The organism is Desulfuribacillus stibiiarsenatis (assembly GCF_001742305.1).
GTDB lineage: Bacteria > Bacillota > Bacilli > Desulfuribacillales > Desulfuribacillaceae > Desulfuribacillus_A > Desulfuribacillus_A stibiiarsenatis.
This window is the reverse complement of the sequence record NZ_MJAT01000014.1, coordinates 1-7562: the sequence shown is the minus strand read 5'-3', so window position 1 is coordinate 7562 and position 7562 is coordinate 1. Positions and strand designations below refer to the sequence as shown.

At 32.3% G+C, this 7562-nt stretch carries 7 protein-coding genes and 2 pseudogenes; all 9 read left to right on the top strand.

The features are described 5' to 3' along the window. Positions 1–239: 239 nt before the first annotated feature. Positions 240–326: pseudogene (locus BHU72_RS16535) on the top strand (helix-turn-helix transcriptional regulator); the annotation flags it as partial. 369 nt (positions 327–695) lie between these two features. Continuing rightward, positions 696–1358: an EcsC family protein gene (locus BHU72_RS07760; RefSeq protein WP_083248332.1), complete on the top strand. Its 663-nt coding sequence runs from the start codon at positions 696–698 to the stop codon at positions 1356–1358. A 300-nt stretch (positions 1359–1658) separates the two neighbouring features. Further along, on the top strand, positions 1659–2312 hold the full coding sequence (locus BHU72_RS07755; protein WP_069702074.1) for a hypothetical protein: 654 nt from the start codon (positions 1659–1661) through the stop codon (positions 2310–2312). Continuing rightward, a complete protein-coding gene (locus BHU72_RS07750; RefSeq protein ID WP_176720436.1) occupies positions 2299–3051 on the top strand; it encodes a class I SAM-dependent methyltransferase in 753 nt (250 codons plus the stop codon). Before BHU72_RS07755 ends, BHU72_RS07750 begins: the two co-directional genes overlap by 14 nt. 359 nt (positions 3052–3410) lie before the next feature. After that, positions 3411–4799, top strand: coding sequence for an HNH endonuclease (locus BHU72_RS07745; RefSeq protein WP_069702072.1), 1389 nt, complete (start codon positions 3411–3413; stop codon positions 4797–4799). A 418-nt stretch (positions 4800–5217) separates the two neighbouring features. After that, positions 5218–6027 (top strand): hypothetical protein, encoded by an 810-nt coding sequence (locus BHU72_RS07740; RefSeq protein ID WP_069702071.1) that lies wholly within the window; start codon positions 5218–5220, stop codon positions 6025–6027. Between the two features lie 143 nt (positions 6028–6170). Then, the gene (locus BHU72_RS07735) at positions 6171–6359 is read left to right on the top strand and encodes a hypothetical protein (protein WP_069702070.1); all 189 of its coding nucleotides are present in this window, start codon (positions 6171–6173) and stop codon (positions 6357–6359) included. A 479-nt stretch (positions 6360–6838) separates the two neighbouring features. Beyond that, positions 6839–7143, top strand: a pseudogene (locus BHU72_RS16530) (manganese catalase family protein); the annotation flags it as partial. A 120-nt stretch (positions 7144–7263) separates the two neighbouring features. Continuing rightward, on the top strand, positions 7264–7482 hold the full coding sequence (locus BHU72_RS07725; protein WP_069702069.1) for a spore coat associated protein CotJA: 219 nt from the start codon (positions 7264–7266) through the stop codon (positions 7480–7482). The last annotated feature ends 80 nt before the right edge of the window (positions 7483–7562 follow it).

Below are 7562 nucleotides of genomic sequence, written 5' to 3'. Positions count from 1 at the left end.
AAAAAATATAAACAAACTCAGATAACGAATATTTCGAATGCTTTTAAAGAACTTGAGCGAATGGATCAGGATCTTCACCATATATTTAGCATTTTAATTAAAGAAATAGTTATGCACCCTGATGGGACCTTAGATTTTGAATATGCTTTTAAGAATAGCCAATAACGCATGGCATTTTGGTATAGCAGCAGAAACTTACTATCCGACAATTGTCAAAATACCGTTCGCAAAAGGTATGTATTGCAAATGTCATTCAAAAACTAGGAGTTAAAGGACGCTCGCAAGCAGTCGTTGAATTAGTACGATTAGGGGAGCTAACTATATAGTATCCCCTCTTCGCACCCCACCAAAGCCTATCGCTGTTAATACTAACAGTGGTGGGTTTCTTTTTGTGTGCAAAAACATGAGAAAGAAACTTTTGTCGAAATTTGACAAGCTTTGTCGATGGAGAAGGATATTGGTAAATTGTTGGCGAAATTTGTTAGTTATATTTTATGGTTTAGATTCTAAGGGTGACTAATGTCTATAATGGGAAGTTGGTTTTAAGCGAATATGTGATAGATTTCATCTTAATAGAGGGCGTAGAGCAATGGTTAATAATAAGTAATTGATATTGCTAACACTGGCTCGGAGAAACAAAGATAAGTTGCAAAATTCGCTACGCGCCGTTAGATGCATTATGAGGAGGAGAACATTTGAAAAAATTATCTGGAAAAATGAATATGCTTAAAAAGATGTCTGAAGATAATATTGAGAAATGGTCTGAAGAATTGCTAGTCATGATTAAAAGTTCATTAGTTAAAGAAGCAGATTGTGTTGAGGGCTACGTGAACCATCTTAGGAAATTGAATCCAGGAATTTTAAATGAAGATTTGGTAAGTAAAATTTTACTAAGAAGGTCATTGAAAAATGGAGGTATAGGTGCCATCTGTGGGCTATGTGGTTTTATTACTTTACCTATAACTATGCCAACAAATATGTACTATACCTTTAAGATTCAATCTTTATTAGTTATGTCTATTGCTTATATATACGGTTGGAATATTAAAGATGAGGAGACAGCTACAGATATCCTATTAGTCATGGGTGGTAATGCTAGTTTAACGGCATTAAAAGACGTAGGTGTTAAAACAGGACAAGCAATTGCTAAAAAAGCAGTAGATAAATATATTACCAGAGAAGTAATGAAAAAAGTTAACAAAATTCTAACAAGAAAAATAATAACAAAAGCAGGCGAAAAAAGTTTAATAAGTTTTACTAAATTAGTTCCATTAGTAGGCGCACCTATAGGAGGATCGATTGATTTTTTTGGTACATATTTTGTTGGAAGAACTGCTTGGAAATTTTATAAGGGTTAAATCGAAGTATAACTTCTAACCCTATTTCCTTCGAAAGGGTGCGGAAAAACGTATATAGTAATATATTCCTTAATCAATGGCGTATAGTGTTCTAATACAGAACCATTACCGGTATTGGTTCGGAGATAATCAAGATAGGCGATTTCTGTGAGCGCTTTGCGAATAAGCCTATCTGCGGTTAAAACCAGCGCCCCGCTATACAAAATTGAACTATTAAGCCAGATTTTAGTTCGAAACGGGCAATGCATTTCTTTGCAGGAATAATAAAATCTAATTTTATTGAAGATGGGAGATGAATGTGTGATTTATAATTTATTACACTTCTTTTTTAAAAAGTTGTTTGCATCAACAGCGTCATTTGCATCCTTGATTGGTTTAGCAGTTACGTTGCGAACTGTTGGACAAACATTTACTACCTTTCAACAATTATTGATTTCTGGAGCAATTATATTTTTCTTAATAAATATATATTTAGAATATAAAGACTCCCCAAAAATTTATAGAAAAGAGAAAGATATAAATGAGTATATGTACAGTTGGATATCACGTGGTGGTAGAGTAGCAATTTTCACTAGAGATATGACTTGGGCGAAACAAGAAAATATTAAGGCACTTTTGTTTAATAAAGCAGCAAACAATGAATTAGCAATATACTTGCCTGAAGTTACACCTAAGATAAGTTCGTTTCTGGATGAGTTAGAAAGTCTCGGTGCTGAGCTTTATCAATATCCTGAGCTTGATTTAGTTCCAGAATCTAGATTTACTATCATAAATAAGGATAGAAATGATGCTAGGGTAGCTGTAGGTAGAACAGTAAATGGTAAACATGTTATTGAAGAATATGATATGGGTGGACACCCAGTTTTCTTTTTAGCAAATGATATAACTAAAGCAATATATAAGCACAATAAATTAATGAGGGGAAAAGAAAATGCGGAAGATGCGGCCAGTTAAGAATAAAACTTATGATGATATAGCTTCTGAATGGGATGAATTTGCACAAATTAGATCGAGGCAAATTGTGGAGGGTATTGATCTTAGTTATCATAATGTACTAATACCGTGTATTTTTAATTTAGCGTCAAAATCCGACCTATCTAATGTTTTGGATATGGGGTGTGGAGCAGGATATTTGACATATAAACTGTCGAAAAAAGCAAAAAAAGTAATAGGAGTAGATTTAAGCAGAGATAACATTTCGATTGCCCAACAAAACTATGGCTCAAACAAAAAGATAGATTTTATTCATTCATCAATTGAGGATTACGCAGATATTGCAGAAAAACCTGAATTTTCTCTAGCAATTGCAAATATGACATTAATGGATGTAATTAAATTAGATGATGTTTTAAGTAGTGTTTCTAAACTGTTGAAGAAAGAGGGTCAGTTTATTTTTACTATAACTCATCCTTGTTTTTGGCCTTTTTATTGGAAATATGCTGATGAAGAGTGGTTTGAATATACTAAAGAAATAATTATAGAGGCTATGTTTAGTATATCATTGCAAGATACAAGTGAGCACTTGACTACACATGTCCATCGTCCTTTAGAAATGTACTTTAATAGTATAGAAAGAAATGGTTTGAAAATAGATAGAATAATAGAACCGTTGCCTACTGATGAAATTGCTAACAAATACCCGAAAAAGTGGGAATATCCAAGGTTCTTAGCTGTTAGATGTAAAAAAGTATAATACATGATTTTAGTACCAGACCTATTTTACATGATTTTTTATATTACTTGCACCTTATGTTTTTTGCATTTGAATTTTGCTTACTTTTATTAATTTTTTTTTTGAACATTCATATAGGGTTTAGCAAAGACAAGGGGACAAGGAATTTTCCGCCGTCAAGATTCAGTTTTTCATTATCCATAAGTGGACAAGCTGTCTATAATGCGAAATTGGTTGATAGTAATTAAAATAACATACATAGTAATATATTACTGATATTATTGTCACTTTTTCATTTAATATGGTGTGATTACCGCCACTGGTACGGAAATCATTTAGTAAGAGGAAATAATGCAAAGAATGGATAGGGGTTGTTTAAGTTGAATATTTTAGCAGATCAACTTTTAGAAGAGTACCTTGCTTCTGATTTAAAAAGTGTTCGTACACACAGTAGAAAGTTGACAGATTATTATTTAGAATTTGAGCCTGTTACATTAGAAGATTGTTTTGACGAAGAAACTATGAAACTTTTTATTTTTGCTAGAGAAACATCTCCTAAAAACGTAAGAGCAGCATTGAGTGCTTTATATGAATTTGCCAAGGGAAAGGGATACATCAATAGATTAGAACTATTTCCTATTTTAGAAGAAGAAACTAGTGGTCTTAACACTAAAGGCAGAAAAGGGGAAACTTCGTTTATTCCCAGAAAGTATAGTCTAATGAACTTATATGCTAATGATATACCGTTGTACAATGACATTGAAAAGAAACTTGTTGTTCGAGCATATATTGCATTATGTTTAGGAGCGGGGTACAGACCAGTGGATGTTGAAAATATGAAGCTTTCTGATTATAACAGAGAGACAAACGCTGTAATAAACCCTTATAAAGTTATGGAAAAAACAAATAATATTTCAGTTTCGGTAGTGGATTATATAAAGTTAATTCCTCCAGCATCTACATGTATCGAAGAGTTTTGGGATTATTTTTGGTCAAATAAGCAAATGGAAGACAAAGAAGCCGAAAAATTTATATTCTCAGTAAGTAAAACAAAGCCTGTACCACAAGTGAGAATAGCTTTAAAGCAAATGACCAAAAATATGGGCTTGAAAATGGAATTAGCACCTAGGGACTTAAGGGCAAACATGTTATTACATTCACTTTATAATTCTAATGGGGCATCTTTACCTGATTTGATTAGAATATTTGGGAATAACAGTATAACGCTAGTAAATGCGTTAGAGAATTATTATAAAGGTACAGAAATGAATATGATTCAATCGTATGACCCAGCTATTGAGAATGCAGAAGAAGATGAGGAATCGGAGTCGAAAAAAAAAGATTACATTATAGAACGGATAATTCGTGATACAAAGAAAGCAATATTATTAAAGCGACTATATAATAATACTTGTCAAATATGTGGGGAGAGCATCAAGGTAAATTACAACAAAAATTATTCAGAATGTCATCATATAAAACCTTTAGGCAAACCCCATAATGGCAGTGATACTTGGGATAATATGTTAATACTATGTCCTAACCATCATGCCATGTTTGATTTAGGGTGTATAGCTATCCACCCTGAGACAGGGGAGGTTTTTCAATCTGAAAACGATACTTATACAAAGATACAGAATAAAATTCATATAATAGAGAAAGAGCATAAATTAAATCCTAAATATATCAAATATCATTGGGAAATCAGATTTTTACCAAATATTTACCCTATTAAAAGCTCGTTGAGCACACAATATTATATCGTATAACAATCCTTCACCTCAGAAATAAGGTGAATTAGCTTCTGAAGAGTAGCTAAGAAGTTAAGCATGAATATGCCACATTAAATTCCTTTACAGGCTGTTGCATTTGTAACAGATTTAAATATTGATCACTTATCTATTGTGGCGATCCCTTTAAAGTCAAGTTTGCTAGCCAGTGACGGTCTGACTGTGGTAATTGCCTGAAGGCCATGCAACAGTTTACCAATGCAAAGAGTGACCCAATGTGTGTTTAATAAACCTCCCATTATCCATATTTAAAGTGTTTTAGAAAAATCCTTGTATGGCAAACAACGTATAATGTATTTCCTAAGTTTCATAGACTTAAGTAATTCAATTGCTTGAAATAAAAGCCTAATCGAAGATTCAGTACCAGGGACTTAAGTTATTAGGGGAGTTAAATATTATGATTAAAAGGAAAAAATATCTACTGATAGTTCTCGTTATTCTTATACTTTTACCACCAAGTATATATGAAATATATAAATATAATAATATATACCTTCAATATAAAGAATACTTAATCGAAAAGTACCCTGATACTAGTTTTTCAGTCGGTAGAACTAAATATGATATTGTTAATAATTACTACTCTTCTAGTGTTATTGCAGATGATAACACTAAATTCGGAATATTTAATCGTAATGAATATATAAGGGATGATTATTTGAAGAATAAATCAAAACAAGATAACATGCTGAAGCAGCAAATAGTATATATGGTTGGAAAGGAATTGAGAGATTCCATAGCTACAATAGATTTTACTTTTAAAAAATCTGCTAATAAAAAAGAAATCGAGGGAGACATGATCCAGTTAATATCTAAAATATTTATTGAGTATGAACTAGTTTCGTTTCCTGGTTTACATATTTTTGTTGATACCAATAAGCATGTAATGGAACAATTAAGAACAGAAAAAAATTACAATGGAAGCTTGGGAATTTATGGATGGGATGAAAGCTATTATTATTTACTAGAATTTAACGAAGAAGGTATAAAACTATCAACCCGAATCTTAGGTAATGATGTTGTATCGATTGTAAATTTATCCGAAATTGTATTCGATAAATTAGAAGAAATCAAAAAGAACAATCTGCATTTTGATAAAATGGTATTTTATTATATTGGTAATGGAGAAAATTTCAAAATAATATTAGATAATGACAATTTATTATTATCAAAAGAAGATATTTTGCATCTAACTGTAAAAGAATAATAAATTATGTAAAAAGAAGATTCAGTGAAAAGAAGATTCAGTGAAAAGAAGATTCAGCGCCAGGCACTTAAGTTATTCTTAAAAGATATGTCCTCTTAAATTAAGGTAATCTTTTTGAATGAAGCAGAAGTGGGTTAGTTGATATGAGAGTAGTAATTAAGGTAGTATTGCTCCTTTTTGGCATTATTCTACTAGCAGGGTGTATAAGCCAAGGAGAAACGATGATTTTATTAGATGAAAAGATTGTTAATATTGAGGTTTCTCGATCTAATGGTGTTGGTAACGTCAATGAGGTTATACACTTATCTCCTTTGAAGATAAACAGACAATAAGGGTATTTGAACAGGCTATAAGAAATTGAGTAAAAATGATAGTAGATACAAACACTGCCCCAGATTATGATATCGTTGTTTCATATGGAGACCAATTCCCAAAGCTTGCGATCCATCTATGGTTAGGGGATCAAAAAGAAAAGGGTATTTTACTATATGGTTGGTGAATGAGAAACTTACACATCTTCTGCTAATCCTAAGAATCAATTAAGAAAATTGATTCTTGGGGAAAAATAATACGCTTTAACATATACAATAAATTATTGAATTGTTTATTATTTTTGGCTTCTCATTATCCATATTATTGGAGAGTAAGTAGGATTTAGATTAATGGCAATCCTAATAACGAACACAAGTAATGCGTTGGTTAAAGATGCCGTATTGATTAATATAATACAAGAGATATTCATACGAAATGTTTTATAGTCAGTTAATACAGAGAGTATCTTTTTATTATTTACATACAACATAAATGAGCAGAAGAGTTAGCACACTTAGAGATTATCGCCACATTGGTTTATAAACTTGTAAAGATGGAAAGGCACTCTATTATTCAGATGCATCTGGGAACCCTTGGACGGCTGCCTATATACAAGCTAAGGGAGAACCAATCGCAGATCTAACAGAAGATATTGCAGCAGAAGAAAAAGCAAGAGTAACATATGAGAACTTAATCAAATTGACGGACGATCGTGGTGTAATCGATGCGCTTTCATTCTTGCGTGAGCGTGAAGTTGTTCACTCACAACGTTTCCGTGAAGCATTATACATTGTAGAAGAACATTACAAGCAGAACCCGCATGATCAGAATCAATTCTGTCAACCGATTCGTGGTTCGGAAATCTTTACAACATCTGCTAATATCAATCCAGAAGATATTCTTCGATAGAAAGGAGGTTACGTTATGGATAACTATACAACTGAGCAAGCAGCAATCCAAGGCTTCACTGATGTACAGCAAGTCACACCTGTAATGCCAATCTATCCTGTTCTACCAATGCCATTTGATCCTTTCTGCCCACAATTCTCTCCTCAAGAAGCATTGGAAAAAGGAACATTATTTAAATGGTTATACGATCCATATGTACCTACAATGCCTAGAAGAAGAGGTTTGTTCGGGTAATATTCAATGAACTAAACAAATTATTTTTCATGAGGCTGTTGCTCAACGAATTAAAATTTCGATGAGTAACAGCCTTTTTG

What these genes read in the sequence shown, in the direction of transcription:
- BHU72_RS07740 (WP_069702071.1), top strand. Translation starts at nt 5,218, where the DNA reads ATGATTAAAAGGAAAAAATATCTACTGATAGTTCTCGTTATTCTTATA.
- BHU72_RS07750 (WP_176720436.1), top strand. Translation starts at nt 2,299, where the DNA reads ATGCGGCCAGTTAAGAATAAAACTTATGATGATATAGCTTCTGAATGG.
- BHU72_RS07735 (WP_069702070.1), top strand. Translation starts at nt 6,171, where the DNA reads ATGAGAGTAGTAATTAAGGTAGTATTGCTCCTTTTTGGCATTATTCTA.
- BHU72_RS07725 (WP_069702069.1), top strand. Translation starts at nt 7,264, where the DNA reads ATGGATAACTATACAACTGAGCAAGCAGCAATCCAAGGCTTCACTGAT.